General features: G+C 43.1%; 20 protein-coding genes and 1 riboswitch. Of the genes, 3 read left to right on the top strand and 17 right to left on the bottom strand.

Features of this window, described 5'->3' with window-relative positions; translation table 11 throughout:
• Nucleotides 1-11 precede the first annotated feature (11 nt).
• On the bottom strand, nucleotides 12-725 hold the full coding sequence (locus tag ACYVRS_RS04065; protein WP_313538859.1) for a class A sortase: 714 nt from the start codon (nucleotides 723-725) through the stop codon (nucleotides 12-14).
• A 231-nt stretch (nucleotides 726-956) separates the two neighbouring features.
• Between ACYVRS_RS04065 and ACYVRS_RS04070 the strand changes: the two genes are divergently transcribed.
• Entirely contained in the window at nucleotides 957-1,745 is a 789-nt protein-coding gene (locus ACYVRS_RS04070) for a hypothetical protein (RefSeq protein ID WP_054114842.1), read from the top strand.
• A gap of 33 nt (nucleotides 1,746-1,778) precedes the next feature.
• On the opposite strand, the gene thiT is transcribed toward ACYVRS_RS04070, so the two are convergent.
• From thiT to ispE, 8 genes are all read right to left on the bottom strand, one after another.
• Nucleotides 1,779-2,351 (bottom strand): energy-coupled thiamine transporter ThiT, encoded by a 573-nt coding sequence (gene thiT / locus ACYVRS_RS04075; RefSeq protein WP_461199037.1) that lies wholly within the window; start codon nucleotides 2,349-2,351, stop codon nucleotides 1,779-1,781.
• Nucleotides 2,352-2,403: 52 nt separating this feature from the next.
• Nucleotides 2,404-2,505, bottom strand: a riboswitch (TPP riboswitch).
• Nucleotides 2,506-2,662: 157 nt separating this feature from the next.
• Nucleotides 2,663-3,637: a ribose-phosphate diphosphokinase gene (locus tag ACYVRS_RS04080; protein ID WP_312498397.1), complete on the bottom strand. Its 975-nt coding sequence runs from the start codon at nucleotides 3,635-3,637 to the stop codon at nucleotides 2,663-2,665.
• A 111-nt stretch (nucleotides 3,638-3,748) separates the two neighbouring features.
• A complete protein-coding gene (glmU, locus tag ACYVRS_RS04085; RefSeq protein WP_461202629.1) occupies nucleotides 3,749-5,128 on the bottom strand; it encodes a bifunctional UDP-N-acetylglucosamine diphosphorylase/glucosamine-1-phosphate N-acetyltransferase GlmU in 1,380 nt (459 codons plus the stop codon).
• Nucleotides 5,129-5,290: 162 nt separating this feature from the next.
• The gene (purR, locus tag ACYVRS_RS04090; protein WP_312498399.1) at nucleotides 5,291-6,118 is read right to left on the bottom strand and encodes a pur operon repressor; all 828 of its coding nucleotides are present in this window, start codon (nucleotides 6,116-6,118) and stop codon (nucleotides 5,291-5,293) included.
• Nucleotides 6,119-6,269: 151 nt separating this feature from the next.
• On the bottom strand, nucleotides 6,270-7,100 hold the full coding sequence (locus tag ACYVRS_RS04095) for a metal ABC transporter permease (protein WP_054114837.1): 831 nt from the start codon (nucleotides 7,098-7,100) through the stop codon (nucleotides 6,270-6,272).
• Entirely contained in the window at nucleotides 7,073-7,753 is a 681-nt protein-coding gene (locus tag ACYVRS_RS04100) for a metal ABC transporter ATP-binding protein (protein WP_054114836.1), read from the bottom strand. The genes ACYVRS_RS04095 and ACYVRS_RS04100 overlap by 28 nt, the downstream gene beginning before the upstream one ends.
• 11 nt (nucleotides 7,754-7,764) lie before the next feature.
• Nucleotides 7,765-8,697 carry a metal ABC transporter substrate-binding protein gene (locus ACYVRS_RS04105; protein WP_313538865.1) on the bottom strand — a complete coding sequence of 311 codons (933 nt, stop codon included), beginning with the start codon at nucleotides 8,695-8,697 and terminating at the stop codon, nucleotides 7,765-7,767.
• A gap of 233 nt (nucleotides 8,698-8,930) precedes the next feature.
• Nucleotides 8,931-9,782, bottom strand: a complete 852-nt coding sequence (gene ispE, locus ACYVRS_RS04110) for a 4-(cytidine 5'-diphospho)-2-C-methyl-D-erythritol kinase (protein WP_054114834.1) — start codon at nucleotides 9,780-9,782, stop codon at nucleotides 8,931-8,933.
• 188 nt (nucleotides 9,783-9,970) lie between these two features.
• On the opposite strand from ispE, the gene ACYVRS_RS04115 reads away from it, so the two are divergent.
• Nucleotides 9,971-10,378: an Hsp20/alpha crystallin family protein gene (locus ACYVRS_RS04115; RefSeq protein WP_054114833.1), complete on the top strand. Its 408-nt coding sequence runs from the start codon at nucleotides 9,971-9,973 to the stop codon at nucleotides 10,376-10,378.
• 82 nt (nucleotides 10,379-10,460) lie between these two features.
• On the opposite strand, the gene ACYVRS_RS04120 is transcribed toward ACYVRS_RS04115, so the two are convergent.
• The 3 genes from ACYVRS_RS04120 to ACYVRS_RS04130 all read right to left on the bottom strand — a co-directional run bounded on the left by ACYVRS_RS04120 (nucleotide 10,461) and on the right by ACYVRS_RS04130 (nucleotide 12,375).
• Complete coding sequence (locus tag ACYVRS_RS04120; protein WP_313540170.1) at nucleotides 10,461-11,213, bottom strand: DUF6681 family protein; 753 nt, start codon at nucleotides 11,211-11,213, stop codon at nucleotides 10,461-10,463.
• Nucleotides 11,214-11,221: 8 nt separating this feature from the next.
• Entirely contained in the window at nucleotides 11,222-11,644 is a 423-nt protein-coding gene (locus tag ACYVRS_RS04125; RefSeq protein WP_313540167.1) for a hypothetical protein, read from the bottom strand.
• Between the two features lie 179 nt (nucleotides 11,645-11,823).
• Nucleotides 11,824-12,375 (bottom strand): hypothetical protein, encoded by a 552-nt coding sequence (locus tag ACYVRS_RS04130; RefSeq protein ID WP_313540164.1) that lies wholly within the window; start codon nucleotides 12,373-12,375, stop codon nucleotides 11,824-11,826.
• A 132-nt stretch (nucleotides 12,376-12,507) separates the two neighbouring features.
• Here ACYVRS_RS04130 and ACYVRS_RS04135 point away from each other — a divergent pair, with 132 nt between their 5' ends.
• Nucleotides 12,508-13,020, top strand: a complete 513-nt coding sequence (locus ACYVRS_RS04135; protein ID WP_313540162.1) for a type 1 glutamine amidotransferase domain-containing protein — start codon at nucleotides 12,508-12,510, stop codon at nucleotides 13,018-13,020.
• 71 nt (nucleotides 13,021-13,091) lie between these two features.
• Here the strand turns inward: ACYVRS_RS04135 and ACYVRS_RS04140 are convergent, their stop codons facing one another.
• The 5 genes from ACYVRS_RS04140 to ACYVRS_RS04160 form a co-directional block, all read right to left on the bottom strand.
• On the bottom strand, nucleotides 13,092-13,391 hold the full coding sequence (locus tag ACYVRS_RS04140; protein ID WP_312498413.1) for a hypothetical protein: 300 nt from the start codon (nucleotides 13,389-13,391) through the stop codon (nucleotides 13,092-13,094).
• A 113-nt stretch (nucleotides 13,392-13,504) separates the two neighbouring features.
• A complete protein-coding gene (locus tag ACYVRS_RS04145) occupies nucleotides 13,505-14,653 on the bottom strand; it encodes a mannitol-1-phosphate 5-dehydrogenase (protein ID WP_054114827.1) in 1,149 nt (382 codons plus the stop codon).
• Nucleotides 14,654-14,666: 13 nt separating this feature from the next.
• Nucleotides 14,667-15,104, bottom strand: a complete 438-nt coding sequence (locus ACYVRS_RS04150) for a PTS mannitol transporter subunit IIA (protein WP_054114826.1) — start codon at nucleotides 15,102-15,104, stop codon at nucleotides 14,667-14,669.
• 13 nt (nucleotides 15,105-15,117) lie between these two features.
• Complete coding sequence (locus ACYVRS_RS04155) at nucleotides 15,118-16,884, bottom strand: PTS mannitol transporter subunit IIBC (RefSeq protein WP_461202633.1); 1,767 nt, start codon at nucleotides 16,882-16,884, stop codon at nucleotides 15,118-15,120.
• A gap of 149 nt (nucleotides 16,885-17,033) precedes the next feature.
• Nucleotides 17,034-17,468, bottom strand: coding sequence for a PTS mannitol transporter subunit IIA (locus tag ACYVRS_RS04160; protein ID WP_312542822.1), 435 nt, complete (start codon nucleotides 17,466-17,468; stop codon nucleotides 17,034-17,036).
• Nucleotides 17,469-17,480 lie beyond the last annotated feature (12 nt).

Here is a 17,480-nt window from a genome sequence, read left to right on the forward strand (position 1 = left end):
TATTCTTCACGTTAAAATGTTCGTTGTGCCATATTAAATGCAGCCAACATATCTGATGTGGCTGCAGCAACAGGTGTCACTGCTTGCAGATCCCCTTGCACGACCCGCCGAGTGATACCACCCATTTCGCCGCAGGTAATCAATGTGATCATCTTGCGTCCTTCCACTTCGTCTAAAAGATAGACATCTGTTGGCTCGACCCGCACTGTTGAAGTCGCGGTGTAGGTATAAATATTCTCCAAATCAGTGATGTAAATCGTTGCACCGATCGCCACATCATCTAAAGGTGTAAACAACAGTTCCGGCGATTGTGCGCGGTGACTGGCTAAGGCATAATTGCCTTCACCCATTTGCTGCGTAGGGCTCAAAGTCCCTGCACCATATAATAAGGCTTCATTGGATAACCCTTTGAAAATCGGTAAATTGATCGCCACACTTGGGATCGCTACGCCCCCGATCACAGGCAATACTTTATTGCTGAGTTGCGCTCTCAGCACTGCTTCTGAACTGGCCGGCTCCACTGCATCGAAATCAAATGTCGTGTCAGCTTCCATGTTTTTTTCGACATCGGCACGACTGATTTCACTGACCGCGTATGCATCCCCGGTCTGCTTGATAAAGAAGTTTTTGATTTGATTGTTGAATACCAGCACGAGTCCAACTAAAAGCAATAATAACAAAAAAAGATTGCTGAGCCAGCGCCTGAATCTCTTCTTTTTTTTCATCTCATATCTCTCCAATTTTTATCTCCTTTTATCATACCAAAAACCTCTTGATAGCGCCAATTTTGCTCAGTTATTTTACCAAAAGAAAAGAAATGTTTAGGCAAAGAGGGGGGTGGAGCTTAAAAATTGTTTTTTCTGTTATTTTGTAATATAACTTTAAACGAAAAGATACAAGCATTTTTCAGCGCTTTGTTGTAGAATGAACATATTACATAGGAGGGATCAACCGGCATGTCCAATACGATTTACGTACATATAGATACAACCAGCAATGCCGTCTTGACCCGTGGGCTTGCCCCCCAAGATTTCAACAAGAGCATTGTGCATCAACCCAAGAATCTGCTTTTGCTTGATCCTTCCAGCGAATTTGGTGAATTTGACGGCCACACTGGCCTCAAAGTGATTCGCGGCATCGAAAATGTGCAACTTTTCTTCCAGCAATTGAACAAAGGACGCGTCACGGAAGAAATGAAATGGGTCGATTTCAATGATTTCGATATGTTGAAGGAACTCACACCGTTAGAGATTTCAGAACTGTTATATTTTGGCCATATGAAAACCCACTTGCATTCACCGTTTTTTTATAAATTGCAAAACAACTTTGTCTTTTTTGATTTGAAAGACAACCGCTCCCGTGTATATTACCGCTACTTGGACGAGTATTACCGCATTTTAGCCGATCGAATCACCCGAATCGTCTTAGAAAAAATCAACGACCGTATTTCTTTCTTCAAAAAAGCTGTTTCTGTCGAAAAATTAGACTTCAATCTACTGAAAGAACTCCGTAGTGTCATGCAAGAAGGTGTCTTATTCTGCTTGAGCCAAGATCAATTGATCGACAAAACATTCACGATCCCGATTTATCTGATGGAAGACTCCGGTTTGAAAAGCAGCCAAGTCAACAAAAGTTCCCTTGATCAAATTGCCGTGTTGCGCTACTACGCCAACCAAAAAAAATGGACATTAGATATTGATCAAGAAGATCTAGCTTTTGGCTTTATGGACAAAAAAATGTCATGACCCACACGACTCGCGGGCATGACATTTTTTATTTTATCCTTTCGGCAAAAATAATTTTGGTGCGGTTTTGGCTAATAATATCAACACAACACTAACATATATGGTGTTGATCACTACGGACCCGCCATTAAAAATCAGTGAATAGACATAGGGGCTTTGACCTTCTGGTGCATACATTCCCCAAACAAATACCCCCGCCCAGAAATGCCAGAACCAGCGGCAAACCACGGCGATAAATCCACCAATCCCGATATACCAATAAGCGATATTGGCTTTGTTCCGCAGTGCTTGTTGGATCCGATTGGCAAACAACCCGCCAAATCCACCAAAGGCAAAGGCAAAAGGATATTCAAAAATAATTTGCGGGACGCTGATGAAATTTTTCATGGCACTACCCACCAGTATGTTCAATAGCCCCCACATGAAGCCAGCTGTCACACCAGGCACAAAACCGCGGCGATAGGAATACAAGACCAAAGGAACCAATCCCAGCGAGAGATCCAACCCTGCATTGACCGATTGTACTGGAATAAAAGACAATGCCACCCCAAGCGCCGCAATCATCGTCCCTTCCGTCCATACCCGCAGATCAATTTTTTTCGTCAAAAAAACTCCTCCTTTTCGAATCATCACAATTCACAAAGGAGAAGTGTCAGACACTTCAACTCGTCACAATTCCTACGTTCGTATGACCGAAACAGGTACGAAGGGTTTAGAGTATACTCATTCTCAGCCTTTTCAGGCTCCCCTTTGTGATTAGATTCTATTTGTTTTTTTTTGGACTGTAAGTCCTCTCATAGCATATCATACTTCTGTAAAAAAAGAAGCGTTATTGTTCCGATACCAATCAAATATAAAAATCCTCCAGCTGTCTCGGTCAACTGGAGGATACAACATACTTGAAGGATCGCCAAGTATTAGATAGATAATTTTGATTCAAACAATGGACTTACAGGTTTGTTCTCATGGATTCGTTTGATGGCTTCGCCCATCAACGCACCAACACTGATTTCATCGATTTTTTCTGATTTGCGGTCTGCTGGCAAATAAATCGAGTCAGTCACAACCAAATGTTCGATGGCAGAATCTTCGATCCGTTCCAAAGCTGGGCCTGACAATACTGGGTGTGTACATGAGGCATAGACACTTTTGGCACCTGCTTGTTTCAAGGCATTGGCCGCTAGTGTAATGGTTCCTGCCGTATCGATCATATCATCGATCAAGACACACGTTTTGCCTTCAACATGACCAATAATGTTCATGACTTCAGCTACATTGGCTTTAGGCCGACGTTTGTCAATGATTGCAATGGGTGATTTAAGAAACTCAGCCAGTTTGCGCGCGCGCGTCACGCCACCATGGTCTGGTGAAACGACAACAACGTCATCTCCTTGGATATTGCGTTCTAAAAAGTAATTGGCAATCAATGGCGCACCCATCAAATGATCGACTGGCATATCGAAAAATCCTTGGATTTGTGATGCGTGCAAGTCAAGTGTCACCATACGGTCCGCACCGGCTTTTTCAATCATATTTGCTACAAGTTTTGCTGTGATTGGTTCTCTTGAACGTGCTTTTCGGTCTTGTCTAGCGTAGCCGTAATAAGGCATGACCACATTGATCGTCTTCGCACTTGCGCGTTTCAATGCGTCGATCATGATCAACAATTCCATTAAGTTATCATTTACAGGACTGCTGGTCGATTGGATCACATAGACATGTGAACCGCGAATACTTTCTTCGATATTCACTTGGATTTCGCCATCGCTGAATTGTTTTACGGAACACTTACCTAATTCGACACCTACTGCAGCTGCGATTTTTTCCGCTAAAGGACGATTTGAGTTCAGAGAAAAAATCTTCAATCTTGGATCAAAATAATGATTTGACATGAGAACCTCCACTTTCTTTACGTGTAACTAATAAAAAATGACGACTATTTTACTAGAATCTTCTTCCTAATAAATAGTAGTCATTTTTCGTGAATAAATCAAGTCATTTCGCTATTTCTCATTTAGATAAGGCAGTTTTTTTGCATAATCCGCTTTATTCTCTTGGCGGGCACGTGCAATCGCCATACTGTGCTTGGGCACATCTTGGGTGATCGTGGATCCTGCTGCGATCATCGTTTCTTCAGCAATCGCCAATGGTGCAACTAAATTTGAACCCGAACCGATAAAGGTGTTGTCGCCGACAGTCGTTTTAAATTTATGTTTGCCATCATAATTGACAAATACGACACCACAGCCGACATTGATATTTTTGCCTAATGTTGCATCCCCAACATAGGTTAAGTGACCAACTTTGGTTCCTTCGCCGATCGTGGCATTTTTGATCTCAACAAAGTTGCCCACATGGGCACCTTCCATGATTTCAGCTTTTGGCCGCAAGTGCGCATTAGGACCCACATCGGCTCCTGCATGAATGATACTTTCTTCGACAACAGATGCTTTGATCGTAACATGATCCTTGATTTGACTGTCAATGATTTGCGACGAGGCTGTGATGATGCAATCATCGCCAATCGTTGTCTGGCCTTTGATCACGACCCCTGCTTCAATCAATGTATCTGAACCGATCACAACACCTTCGTCAATGTAAGTCGTTGCCGGATCGATCAACGTGACACCATTGCGCATGTGGGTTTGATTGATACGAATCCGCATCAATCGATTGGCTTCGGCCAATGCCAAGCGATCATTCACGCCTAATGATTCATTGAAATCTTCGGTTTGATACGCCGCGATAATTTTGCCTTCTTCTTTCAAGATCTCGATAATGTCCGTTAGATAATATTCCCCTTGCGCATTGTCTGTATCTAATTTTGCCAAGGCATCAAAAAGCAGCTCATTATCAAAACAGTACGTCCCTGTATTGATTTCTCTGACTAGTGCTTCCTCCGTTGTAGCATCTTTTTGCTCAACGATTTTCTCTACGATGCCGACATGATCACGCAAAATACGGCCATAACCGGTTGGATCGTCTGCTTGGGCAGTTAAAATTGTGGCTGAGGCGTTTTTGCCTTGATGGTAATCAAACAAATTGTTCAATGTTTCGGTCGTTAAAAGCGGTGTATCCCCGCTAATCACAAGTGTTGTCCCTTTTTTGCCTTTCAAAAATGTTTCAGCTTGGACAACTGCATGCCCTGTCCCTAACTGCTCAGCTTGAAGGGCGTATTGTGTGCGGTCCCCTAGTTGTTCTTTCACCATTTCTGCGCCGTGACCGACGATCGTAACGATCTCTTCAGGTGCAGTTACAGCCACACGATTCATAATATGCTCGACCATTGGTTTCCCGCAAACTGGATGTAAGACTTTGTATAACTTTGATTTCATGCGTGTGCCTTTACCAGCTGCCAAAATAATTGCATAACGTGCTTCCACGTATTCCACTCCTATCGATTGGGACATGTTCTGCCCTTTGGTTTATCCTATAATTAGTTTAGCCCAAGTGATTGTAAATTTCAATGTTTAGCGTTATTTGCACCTAGACCAATTAAAAAAAAACCTTGCTTCAGATGAACATCCGCGAGCAAGGTGTTTCAATTATTCAGCTTCTTTTGTAAAATAATTTCCTGGTACAACCGAGATCGTTTTGGTTTGTGTATCAACATCTTCGACGTACAACAATGAGCTATAATCCGTGATTGCCCGCTTACCTTTGAATTTCGTTTCAGCAAATACCGTGATCCCGACGAGTTCTGCTTCGAATTCTTCGATCAAACTCTTCATCCCGTTGACCGTACCGCCGCCTTTCATAAAGTCGTCGACCACCAACACGCGAGAACCGCGTTTTAAACTGCGTTTGGATAATTCCATCTTCTCGATCCGCTCAGAAGATCCGGAAACATAGTTTACGCTCACAGTTGAGCCTTCAGTGATTTTAGAATCCCGACGAACGATAACGAAAGGGACATTCAGATAATAAGAAACGGCTTGTGCGATGGGTACACCTTTCGTCGCCACCGTCATGACCGCGTCGATTTTTTCACCAAGATACTTTGACGCAATGATTCGGCCAACTTGCCGCAACAGTTCTGGTTCCCCCAATAAATCTGAAAGATACACATAGCCGCCTGGTAGTAAACGGTCTTGTTCCGACAACCGTTCTGCCAATCCTTCTACATATGCATACGCTTCTTCCTTTGAGATTTCAGGCACAAAAAAAACACCGCCCGCTGCGCCAGGTACAGTATCTAACAGGCCAGTTCCACGCTCTTTGAAAGTCTTTTTGATAATCGAAAGATCTTCACTGATCGATGATTTTGCAGAGGCATAACGCTTCGCAAAAAAAGACAATGAAATCAGTTCATGGGGATGATTCAATAAATAGTGGGTCATGTCGATCAGACGTTCACTGCGACGTATTTTCACACCAGACAACTCCTTTAGTTTATTCGCCTTATTATAAGGCTTTTCTGAAATAAATGCGAGCATTATCTCAAAATAAGTTTAAAACGTTCGGGTTTGATTAGAATATAAAAAAAAGAAACGCTGATTCTTCGTTTCTTTTTCATAAAGCGGTTTATTTTAGCCGTTGTTTTCGTTGGAAGAGAATGATGATCCGTTTGATCAGGTTGATGAGTAAGAACAAACCGATGAAAACTAACGTGATCGTGGCTCCTGGTGGTGTGTCTAAATAAAACGAACTCGTCAATCCCGTCATCATACCGATCATGCCAATCACGACACTGATCAAGATCACTGCATTAAAGCTTTTACCTAAACGCATACTGATGGCTGCTGGCAAGACCATGATGGCTGAGATCAATAGTGCCCCTGCGATGGGAATCATCATGGCAATGGCCACACCTGTTAAGACATTGAACAGCATCGACATCACACGAATCGGCAAACCATCCACATGGGCGGTATCTTCGTCAAATGTCAATATATACATGGGCCGCTTGAACAAAAAGAATAAAGCAAAAACAATCAAGAAAAGGAAGCCTAAAATCCAGACTTGCTCTTGGGTGATCGTCACGATTGACCCAAATAAGTATGATTGGATACTTGTCGCAGAATTCCCACCACTAAGATTCATTAAGACCAGTGCAAGGGCTAACCCGCCTGACATTAAAATAGCAATCGATATTTCCGAATAGCTTCGATATAATGTTCGCAAATATTCCAGGATGATGGCTGCGATCACCACGATAAGCAAGGTGGTTAGATCCGGGTTCAAATTGAGGAAGAACCCTAAAGCCACCCCTGCCAATGAAACATGGGAAAGTGTATCTGCCATTAAAGATTGGCGACGGATCACGAGAAAGACGCCTAGCATCGGTGCGATACCTGCAATAAAAATAGCGGCTAAAAAAGCCCTTCTCATGAATTCATATGAAAGCAGCGCCATGGTGAATCCTCCTTCCGCACTAAGCGAATCTGACGGTCCGCGTATTCTTTGATATCTTCGTGGTCATGGGTGATCATCAAAATCGATTTGCCATGATCATGGGCATTGTGCCGCAATAGTTCATAAAATAAATTACGTGATTGTTCATCCATTCCCGTCGTTGGTTCATCTAAAATAAACAGATCAGGATCTGTGGCAAAAATCCGTGCCAAACTAATCCGTTGTTTTTGCCCGCCGGATAGTTCTCCAATCCGTTTGTTGCGCATCTCCCACATACCCACCGCATCCAAAGCGCGACGTACATGTTCGTGATCACGCTTGGTCAAACGTTTGAACCAGCGATCTTTAGGATAGCGGCCAGATTCTACCAATTCCAAAACTGTACTTGGAAAACCCACATTGAAAGAAGCAATCTGCTGGGGAATATACGCAACACTTAATTTTTCACCTGCCACATTTTGACTAGCTACTGTGACCTGTCCTTTTGACGGTTTCAGCAAGCCTAGTGTTGCTTTGATCAGGGTGGATTTGGCTGCCCCATTTTCTCCTGTCAAGATGACGAACTCTCCATCTTCTACATAGTAAGAAATGTCTTCTAAAACTGGTTCATCATCATAATAAAAGGTTAAGTCTTTTACATCGATATAACGCACGGAGCGCCTCCTTATTTGATACTTTTTTGTAAAGCCGATAAATTGTCTTCCATTACGGATAGGTAGGTCTCGCCATTGTCCATCTGTTCTTGCGTCAAGCTTTCTATTGGATTCAAGACTGCTAACTCGACGCCTGTTTCATTCGCCAACGTTTCTGCGACTTTAGACGATGCATTTTCCTCAAAATAAATCACTTTGACTTGATTTTCTTCGACGTATTCTTTCAACTCAGCCAAACGACTAGGTGTTGGCTCTTGATCTGGCGAGATCCCAGAAATCGATGCCTCAACCAAATCGTATTGTCGTGCCAAATACCCAAAAGCAGCATGTTGGGTCACGAATGTCCGTTGTGTCGCCTCTTTAAACGCTTGACTGTAAGCTTTATCTAATGCCTCTAGCTTCTCGATATAGGCCGCGGCATTTTCCGTAAATTGGTCCTTTTGGCCAGGGTACGCTTCTGACAGCTGATCACGAATCGTTTTTACTTCTTGGATGGCCAACACCGGATCCGTCCAGACATGCGGATCTAATTCGTGGTCATGGTTTGCTTCTTCGTGGTCATGGTCTTCCTCATTTTCTGCTAAGTCAATATCTTGGGCGGCTTCAATGATCGCTGTTTGTTTTGTATCAATAGAATCTGTTACGTTTGATACCCACGTTTCTAATGATGGACTATTATAGACAAAGGCATCAGCTTCCATGATTTTGGCCATATCTTTGGCACTTGGTTCGAAATCATGAGGTTCGGTTCCTGCTGGGATCAGCAAGGATACTTCTCCAGCATCACCGACTACTTCTTTGGTAAACTCATACATTGGATAAAAAGTCGTCACGATCGACAATCCTGCATCTTTCGCAGGATCAGCGTCATTGCTCTGGCTATTGCTGCAGGCACCTAAGAGCAAACTACAAAACAGTGCGGTTGCGGCGATGATTTTTTTCATTATTTTCTCCTTTGTTCCTTTTAAAATCGACAATCTCATTATAAAACGGACTTGTTCCGTTTTATCAAGCAAAAGATACTGTATCAAATCTTTGCAACTTCGTCAAGATAAATCGGATGTTTTCCGATTTGCTCAGGAAATCGACTGCTAAATCGGAAAACATCCGTACTTTTGTTCATATGTTGGCCACATACAAAAAACACAAGTCATCCACTTGTGTTTTTTGTCGTCTGTTATTTCAATGTCCGAACCAAATAGACTTCATCACAAAAACCTTTTAACCCATTGTATACGCGTTGTGCTCGAGAGTATTTTTGACATAGAGCAAAGACAGTTGGACCGCTACCGGTCATCAACGCGGTATCGGCACCATATTTTAGCATGCGGTCTTTGATTTGCTGCACAATTGGATACTTAGGGATCGTGATCGCTTCTAAGCTGTTGCCCATCGCTGCCACCATCGCTGGGTAGTCTTCTGCCAAAATTGCTTCAGATAAGGCAGCAATATTCGGATGATGCAATTGGTCTAATGCTACTTGTTGAAAGATTTTACCTGTCGACACACTCAAGCGCGGCTTCACCAGAACGACCCAACATTGCGGCATCGGTTTTAAGGGTGTGACGATTTCTCCTTTTCCGGCGATATGGGCTGTGGTGCCATATAGACAATAGGGAACATCGGTCCCCACTTCCATGCCAATCTCGATCAGTTCCTCCATGGATATGTGCAGATCCCATAAACGAACCATCCCCCGCAATGCCGCAGCACAATCGGTACTGCCACCACCTAATCCTGCTGCAACAGGAATATGCTTGGTGATTTTGATTTTGATTCCTTTGGTGATCCCGAATCGTTTTTTGATCAGACTTGCTGCTTGATAAACGTTATTACGTTTATCTACTGGTAAGAACGCTTTATTGGTTTCGATAATGATTTTATCTTCTGCAAGTTCTTCCAATATCAGACGGTCGGCTAAATCAACGCTGGACATCACCATCTCTAACTCATGATACCCATCTGCTCTTTTGTCTACGACATCAAGACCGAGGTTGATCTTAGCGGGCGCTTTTTCAATTATCTCCATCTTCATTCATCCCATCATCTGATAGTTGTTTAGTTCTATCATAGCAGATTCTGTAAAGATAGTTGAGTGATTTCTCTTGTTTTCTTAGATGCCGACCTTTTGGTTGCCCTTTCCTGTTGTTCCTCGTAAAATAAAAGTAGCAACTGAGAACCAATCATTATATACACAAAAGAAAGCGAGGGAACATTATGGCAAACTTGATTCCAAAAGATTTTACAGGCGGCGAAGAATTGTTGGGAAAATTAATGAATAGCTTTTGGCAAGAACGGCAAATGAATACAGATATTAAAGAATACGAAGATCAATATCTCGTAAAAGCAGACTTGCCTGGCATCAAAAAAGAAAATATCCGCGTTAGTTATGTCAACAACACCTTGACGATCTCGGCAACGCAAACGGATGAAGTGGAAGAAAAAGACGACCTGGGCCACTATTTGCGCAAAGAACGTTCCAGCAGTGCTTATCAGCGGACCTTCACGATAACAGATATCGATGAAGCCTCGATCAAAGCTAAATTTGAAGATGGCGTGCTGACTTTGACCTTGCCTAAAGCAAGTTATAAAGATGCGCCTGCCAAAAATATTCCTATTGAATAACCAAAAAACCTGCGCGAGGGCTTGCATGCATGATGCATTGCAAACCTTTTGGCGCAGGTTTTCACTATTTACACAACTACGTTTATTTTTTTTGACGGCGATACGCTTGTCTAGACGTGGCAGCTTCTTCTTGGCTCACCGCTTTTTTGATGTATAATTTCAAGCTGTAAGGCTCATGATACGTCACCTCATTTTTGAGGAAATCGCCCCCAGTGATGAATAATCCAACTGGCTCCAACGCTTTCTCCTCTTGCCACTGAATCGTGCCAATAGCGGTCATGTCACTATAGCTGGTACCAATCTGCAAGATATAACGATTGGCTGATTGTTGTTTGATAAAGTAATAGGGATATAACGTATTCTTAGGAATCGTAAATCCATTTTTCAATGGCTGCAAACGCAATTCATCACGACTGATCAAGGTCTGCAAGTGATCTGCCAAAATCAATTGATAGTCTTCCTCGAAGTCGATTTGGGCTTTTTCGGTGTGCAAATGATCGATTTGTGTCGTGCTGACGTGCTCGCTTTCGATATTGAATACTTCATCTGGCAATACTTTGACAAATACTTGGGTCACATCGCCTTTCATATTTTTATCCAAAAAATAGTAAAAGATATTCAAGATCCAGAAGTAGATCAAGAGCAAAAAACCGATACTATACAGCGTTGCTTGGACATAGTTTTGGTTAGAGAACAAACCAAAGATGATCCGTAAGATATACGCCGTGGGAATGATACTCAAAACGGTATAGGCCCGATTTAAGTATTTCGGACTAATATCCAAATAGCCCAAAAATTTGTGGATGCCATTGATCATATCTAATATAAGTGTCATCTCTTCACCTACTCATCTTGATTTTCGTCTGTAACGACTTGTGGATCCACACTATTCTCTTCACTAGAAGCTGGCGTTTGTTGATTTTCTTGGCTTTCTTGTTCAGTATTCGCCTCGCTGGAAGGTGTCGTACTGTCATCCGTTGTCACACTGCTTGTTTCTTCTGTCACGTTTTGATCAACCGATGAAGCTGGCTGCTCTTGCTCCATAGATTGAGAACTGCTTGTCGGCTGTGTTTGTTGTTCACCCGTTTCTTGACTCACTGAGGTTTGTGTCGACGCGGGTACGGACTGGTCAGTCGATTCATTTGTTTGGCTGCTCGTACTTGGGGCACGGTAACTTTGAGAATTGACGACGCCCGTTGCCGTAGCGATGATCGTTGAAATCGTCAATAAAGCAATTGGTTTCAAAATTGGCGGAACTTTGCGCATAGATCTCATCCTTTTCTTTCTCTATTTGATGCACATCTGGCTTAAAGGATTGCACCGCTTATTTTCTTTATAATCGTTTCTTTCACAAGGGTCAAGGTTTCTTAGCAACAATTGGCTTGATTTAAAAAAAAGCTAAACTTGCATCCGTTTGCAACAAAAAACGACTGTCTTAGCAGTCGTTAAACGATATAGGGATAGATTTTTTCATACACGATGTGCAGTGTGTCGTGGTAATTTCTGATCAAAGTGTCGATGGCCAAAATTTCTTCATAGTCGATTGGCGCCGTCAATTGGATCACGACCTGTTGGTCATCAAGGTAGTAGGTACTGAACAACTCGTCGTCTGTAAGTTCTTCCAATTGATTGGTCAGTTCCTCATAGAACTTCTCAGCGATTGGCTCAGCTACCTCCATCATGATCGGTCTTAATGCAGCCTCCATATTAGGGAAAGGGTATTGTATCAATTGTTTGCCGCTTCTCGTCTGATAAACATCCTTGATCCTGAGATAGATGAGATCAAGATAATCTGACTCTTCGCCAATTGCTTCTAACTGAGTGATTGCCTCTTCTATAAGCACTGTACATAAGTGATCTACTGATTCGTGCATCCTGGCATCGGCTTTTTCAAATATTTTTTGTGGCGCGCGGCTCACCTCGCTGCCCATAAAGTGTAACGTCACCTTCTCTAAACATAAAGGATCTTCTGCTATATATAACTCGATCTCAGCCACATCAGGCACCTCTTTCTTTGATAGACGTATGTCTCGCTGCCAAACAAATCATTTGTCAGCAATGACAAACTTCGTTAGCATAAATAGTAACAGGTGGACGTCTTGTCCATCAAGTCATAAGGAGGAAATCATATGAGTAAAGTTGCAGTGATCGTCACAGATTTAGTAGAAGATATTGAATTGACAGCACCTAAGGAAGCGTTAGAAGCTGCCGGACACGATGTCGTCGTGATTAGTAATGAAGGCACTTCTCAAGTAACCGGCAAACAAGGCGGGACCTTCGCGGTGGACACAACCATCGATGCCATTGACCCAGATCGTTTCGATGCCTTGTTGATCCCAGGCGGATTCTCTCCTGATCAACTACGAGCAGATAACCGTTATGTGGATCTGACTAAAGCTTTCATCAACTCAGATCGGCCAGTTTTTGCCATTTGCCATGGCCCACAGCTGTTTATTCAAACTGGTTTAACAGATAAACTGACATTGACTGCGTATGATTCAGTACGCCCTGATTTGGCTTACGCAGGCGCGGATGTCAAAGATCAACCTGTGGTGATCGATGAGACCTATCGTGTGATCACCAGTCGGAATCCTGACGACATCCCCGCTTTCAATCAAGCGATCGTTGATGCATTGAAATAATGTCTCCATTGCAGGGCGTTCATATCCTGCAAAAAATCAGCCAGCTGATCAAAGTCAGCGGCTGATTTTTTTTAGTCATTTTGCGGCAATTCAAACCCATCGAAGGTTTCACCATCATAATATTTCAACAGTTCTTCCGTCGTCAGTAAAGAAGAGGTCATCTCTTCCGTTGATTCGGCACGCTCTCTTAGTTGTGCCGCATATGCCGCGTACAACTCGGCCAATTGCCGATAGACTGCTTGACGAGAAGAGCCTTGTGCTTGCAGCGTCGGCAACTCGCGAATAAATGCCTGATACAATGGGCGGTCTTCTACCCATTCAACTGGCAGCTCAACGACATGCAGCTGTGCTTCTTCAAACCATCTATCCATATGATCCCCTCATTTCACTCTCTATTATCAGCTAGACCAGATAAAAGTCAATCCTAGAAATGATAAAACCACTGGTTTGACTCTAAAATTGAGTCAAACCAGTGGTTGTTGCTTTATGCTGCCACATAGGCATATTTTTCGATATTTTGCCGAATGAGGTCAATCATTTCGACATCCGTCAGACCAGTCACTTCTGTAATCACTTCTGACAACTCTTTTTCTGCCAAAAGTGCTTGCAGTTGGCGACTTTGTTCATCTTCTGGATCATGGTAATTAAAGATCATTCCAATCGTTTCATACAGATGCTCTGGCTGGACATTGCGTTTTTCCAATTCCAAGACTGGACGGATAAACCGTTCCTCCGTTCCTAATTTCCGCACAGGCGTCCGTGCTACGCGGGTAATAGCATCAGAAATATATTTATTTTTGAAGCGCTGGATGATTTTTTCGATATATTGTTCATGTTCTTCAGGATCAAAATCCCATTTCTCAATCAATAGCCGTCCAGTTTCTTCTAAGACCGATTTTAGCTGAATAACAACTAAATGGTCTTGCATCGCTTCATCGATCGTCTGATAGCCTTGCAATGCGCCTGTATAGGCAACTGTGGCATGCCCAGTATTGACACTAAACAATTTCCGTTCAATATACGGTTCCAGATCGGCAACATAGTGGACACCGTTTAAGTAAATGCCTGATTTCATTCCTGTTTCTTGGATGACCCATTCGCTGAAAGGTTCGACTTGCACAAACAATGGATCATCATGCTGCTGCATGGGAACGATTCGATCCACGGCTGCATCCGGAAAGCCTACTGTTGCCTCGATCTCTTGCCAATTTGCGAGATGTTTTTGAACTTCACTTTTCAGGAAGGTTGATCCACCTATCATATTCTCACACGCGATCACATCGATTGGCTGCTTCGTCGTATCTTGTGCGCGGGCTTCTAGACCTTGGGCGATCAATGCAGCAATCCGCGGCAAAATATTGGGGCCGATCGCCGTAGTCAGAATGTCTGCTTCAGCGATCGCTTGGATCACTGCTTCGGGTTCTTTGGCATTATTTAACCCAGTCACGTGATCGATCTGGATCTGTTCGTGGCTATCATCTGCTAGTGCGATCGTATAACTTTCTCGCGCTTTCAAGGCGTCAATGATTGTATCATTGACATCGATAAATGTAATCTCAAAGTCATTGTTGGCTAATATCTCGCCAATAAATCCCCGGCCAATATTGCCGGCACCGAAATGAACTGCTTTCATCTTTGTTTCCCCCTTATGCCACCGTTAAGCTTCTGGCAATTTCTTCTTTGTCCAGTGCATCAGCCAATTCAACAACATTGTCGATGTCACTGCAGAACAGGGCGATTTGTTGGACCAGTTGCAAATGGTCTTCCCCTTTGCCGGCGATCCCGAAAAGAACCGTCACGATTTTTTCTTCTTCAGCTGTACCAAAGTTGACACCGTCTGGCACTTGTACGATACAGATCCCAGATTCTTTGACATATTTCTTGGCTTCATCTGTTCCATGGGGAATAGCGATAAAATTCCCCATATAGACAGAAAGCATCTCATCTCTGACCACCATTGCATCGACATATTCGGGTTCAACGCAGCCTGCGGCCAATAACTTTTCTCCACAGTAGCGAATGGCTTCTTCCTTTGTCGCAAACTGTTTATTCAGTTCGATCATTTCTTTTTGTAATTCTTTCATCGTACACACCTTCCTATACTGTTTCTTTCAGTGAAGAGATGATTCGTTGATAGTTGGTATTGCCCATCAAGCTATTAACAGAAAAATGAATGGCTTCAGGTGCTGTATTTTTGGCTTGCTGGGTCAATGCTTCTTTGGTAATGACCAACGATGAGGCACTCGCCTGCAGATCATTGATATGACTCTTTCTGATTGGCACTGTCAATGACTCTTTGGTCAGTAGATCTTGGACGACTTTTTTTGCCATCGTAGCCGATCCCTTACGGTCATCGTGGGCCAAAATAATTTCATTGACATGTTTCAACTCATTTGATGAAAACTGTTCTTCTGGTTGAAACGCTTCAGGCTTTTTTGCTTCTTCACCTGTATTGCCTGAAAGACTTGCAACGATTTCATCGTAGCGAGGTGAATTCAGAAAATTTTCAACTGCTACAAAGGTCGCATTTGGTGCTTTTTGCTTTGCCCGTTCTTGCAGTTCTTCTTGCGTCACGATCAATGCGTTGACATCGTCTTGTAAATTGTTGATCGCAGAATTGCTGACTTGTTGTGCTAGACCAGCTTCTTTGACTTTCTTCCGCAAAATCGATGCGCCCATAGCACTAGAGCCCATGCCTGCATCACAAGCAAAGATGATCCGGTTGATACCGCTGACAGGTTGTACGGCGATCCCTTTTGCGCTGAGTTTTGCCGCTTGTGTTTGTTGGACTTGTTCTTCAAAGTTATCAACAGTATTTTTGGCATCGGCTTTCAAGATCGCTGCGGCGATCACAAATGATACCCCGGCACCCACCGCGATTCCGGCTAATACGGATACTACACTCATGACTGAGTTAAATGGGGTCATGGCCATGATCGCAATGATTGATCCTGGTGAAGCGGGTGCGCGTAATCCAGCACCTAGTAATTGGAAGGTGAAACTACCAGAAACCCCACCGGCTATTACTGCTAAAAACATAATTGGTTTCATCATTACGTATGGGAAATAAATTTCGTGGATTCCGCCAATAAAATGAATGATAATCGCACCTGGCGCAGAGGATTTTGCAGCCCCTTTGCCAAACAAAGTGAAAGCAAGCAAGACACCCAAACCTGGTCCAGGGTTTGCTTCTAATAGATAAAGAATCGATTTACCGAATTCACTCACTTGTTCAGTGCCAAGCGGTGTCAAAATACCGTGGTTGATTGCGTTGTTCAAAAATAAAATTTTTGCTGGTTCAATAAAGATATTTGCCAGTGGAATCAAATGAGCATTGACGATCACTTCTACACCAGAAGCCATGGCTTCAGTCAATGTATTGACAACTGGACCAATTGCAACAAATCCTAGTAAAGCTAAAGCAAAACCGATCAAACCTGCTGAGAAGTTGTTGACCAGCATCTCAAAGCCAGCTCGGATTTTATCTTGAAACATTTCGTCAAATTTCTTGATCACCCAGCCGCCTAAAGGACCCATGATCATGGCTCCCAGCAGCATCGGGATATCTGTTCCGACAATCACACCCATTGTCGCAATCGCGCCCACGACCGCACCGCGGTCACCAGCAATCACTTTCCCACCAGTGTAGCCAATCAATATTGGGATCAAATAAGTCAACATCGGACCGACCATCGTTGCGAAAGATTCATTTGGTAAATAACCATCTGGAATAAATAATGCCGTTAATACACCCCATGCAATCAATGCGCCGATATTCGGCATCACCATACTTGATAACGTGCTCCCCAGTTTTTGGACTTTGGCTTTCAGCGATGATTTATTTGCTCCTTGTACTTGTTCCATTTTCCTAACTCCCTTCGTTTTCTTGACACCCTCATTGTAGGCGCTTACGAAACTTGCCGAAAGTCGCCCTTTGGCACAAAAAGCTGTGCCAAATATTTTCCACGCAAAAAAAGCCTAGCAAGATATACTTGCTAAGCTTCCAGATTGCTTCATTCTTCAGCTAGTAAAATTTGCTGTATCTCTTGCGGGCTGCTGGCATCGCTGAGTAAGCGGACGTTTTGGATATCTGAACAAAAAAAGGCAATCTCCTGTAAAAAAGATAACTGCTTTTCTTTCAGAATGACCACGAACAAAATCGTGGCGATCTTGGCTTCTGCTGCAGTACCGAAATCTACACCATCAGGTACTTGGAATAAAAAGACCCCTTCTTCCATGATCCATTGATGCGCCTGTTCTTCAGCGTGAGGCAATGCCACAAAATTACCAATATAGACACCGTACTGCTGTTGCCGACGCAACAAGCTATCGACATAGGGTTCAGCAACGATGCCCTGTTGTACCAGATAGGCACCAATTTCCTGTAAAGCAATTTCCGCACTGGCAAATTGCTGGTTAACAATAATTCGTTCGATTGGAATATACAACGCGTATTCCTC

This window comes from Enterococcus salsurae (assembly GCF_054784955.1).

Excerpts from the sequence above, each read along its gene's own strand:
- ACYVRS_RS04065 (WP_313538859.1), bottom strand. The coding sequence starts at position 725 with ATGAAAAAAAAGAAGAGATTCAGGCGCTGGCTCAGCAATCTTTTTTTG.
- ACYVRS_RS04070 (WP_054114842.1), top strand. The coding sequence starts at position 957 with ATGTCCAATACGATTTACGTACATATAGATACAACCAGCAATGCCGTC.
- ACYVRS_RS04080 (WP_312498397.1), bottom strand. The coding sequence starts at position 3,637 with ATGTCAAATCATTATTTTGATCCAAGATTGAAGATTTTTTCTCTGAAC.
- ACYVRS_RS04095 (WP_054114837.1), bottom strand. The coding sequence starts at position 7,100 with ATGGCGCTGCTTTCATATGAATTCATGAGAAGGGCTTTTTTAGCCGCT.
- ACYVRS_RS04105 (WP_313538865.1), bottom strand. The coding sequence starts at position 8,697 with ATGAAAAAAATCATCGCCGCAACCGCACTGTTTTGTAGTTTGCTCTTA.
- ispE (WP_054114834.1), bottom strand. The coding sequence starts at position 9,782 with ATGGAGATAATTGAAAAAGCGCCCGCTAAGATCAACCTCGGTCTTGAT.
- ACYVRS_RS04115 (WP_054114833.1), top strand. The coding sequence starts at position 9,971 with ATGGCAAACTTGATTCCAAAAGATTTTACAGGCGGCGAAGAATTGTTG.
- ACYVRS_RS04120 (WP_313540170.1), bottom strand. The coding sequence starts at position 11,213 with ATGACACTTATATTAGATATGATCAATGGCATCCACAAATTTTTGGGC.
- ACYVRS_RS04125 (WP_313540167.1), bottom strand. The coding sequence starts at position 11,644 with ATGCGCAAAGTTCCGCCAATTTTGAAACCAATTGCTTTATTGACGATT.
- ACYVRS_RS04135 (WP_313540162.1), top strand. The coding sequence starts at position 12,508 with ATGAGTAAAGTTGCAGTGATCGTCACAGATTTAGTAGAAGATATTGAA.
- ACYVRS_RS04140 (WP_312498413.1), bottom strand. The coding sequence starts at position 13,391 with ATGGATAGATGGTTTGAAGAAGCACAGCTGCATGTCGTTGAGCTGCCA.
- ACYVRS_RS04145 (WP_054114827.1), bottom strand. The coding sequence starts at position 14,653 with ATGAAAGCAGTTCATTTCGGTGCCGGCAATATTGGCCGGGGATTTATT.
- ACYVRS_RS04150 (WP_054114826.1), bottom strand. The coding sequence starts at position 15,104 with ATGAAAGAATTACAAAAAGAAATGATCGAACTGAATAAACAGTTTGCG.
- ACYVRS_RS04155 (WP_461202633.1), bottom strand. The coding sequence starts at position 16,884 with ATGGAACAAGTACAAGGAGCAAATAAATCATCGCTGAAAGCCAAAGTC.